General features: G+C 63.4%; 1 protein-coding gene. It reads left to right on the forward strand.

Features of this window, described 5'->3' with window-relative positions; genetic code table 11:
- Positions 1 to 642, forward strand: a 642-nt coding sequence (locus tag X744_RS139725) for a PAS domain S-box protein (protein ID WP_023763243.1), incomplete at both ends; no start/stop codon positions are given.

Genomic DNA, 642 nt, shown 5'->3' on the forward strand with positions numbered 1-642 from the left:
TGCCGGGCGCGAGCCCGAGCTCGGAAAAGACCAGTGGTGCGTGACGCACAAGCTGTTCACGACCGACGGGCAGGTGTTGCCGCACGACCAATGCCCGATGGCCGTTGCGTTGCGGGAGAACCGGCCGATCAGAAATCAGTCGGCCATCTCGCAGCGTCCCGACGGCACGCGCGTGCCCTTCCTTCCCTATCCCACCCCGCTCCATGACGATCAGGGCAGGCTGGTCGGCGCCGTCAACATGCTGTTCGACCTCACCGACCGGCATCTTGCCGACGAGGCCAGGCATCATCTGTCGGCCATCGTGGAATCCTCCTTCGATGCAATCGTCAGCAAGGATTTGAACGGCGTCATCAAGAGCTGGAACTCAGGCGCCCAACGCCTGTTCGGCTACACCACCGACGAAGCGGTCGGCAGATCCGTGACGATGCTGATACCCGATGACCATCTGGACGAGGAGCCGCGCATACTGGAGCGCATCCGCAAAGGCGAGCGGGTCGAGACCTACGAGACCATCCGCCGTCGCAAGGACGGCAGCCTGGTGCCCGTATCCCTGACGATCTCGCCCGTACGCAATGCTGTCGGCCAGATCATCGGCGCCTCCAAGATCGCCCGCGACATCTCGACAGCCAAGGAGAGCGAATA

Origin of the sequence: Mesorhizobium sp. LNHC252B00, assembly GCF_000502955.1 — a bacterium.
In the GTDB taxonomy this organism is placed as follows: domain Bacteria; phylum Pseudomonadota; class Alphaproteobacteria; order Rhizobiales; family Rhizobiaceae; genus Mesorhizobium.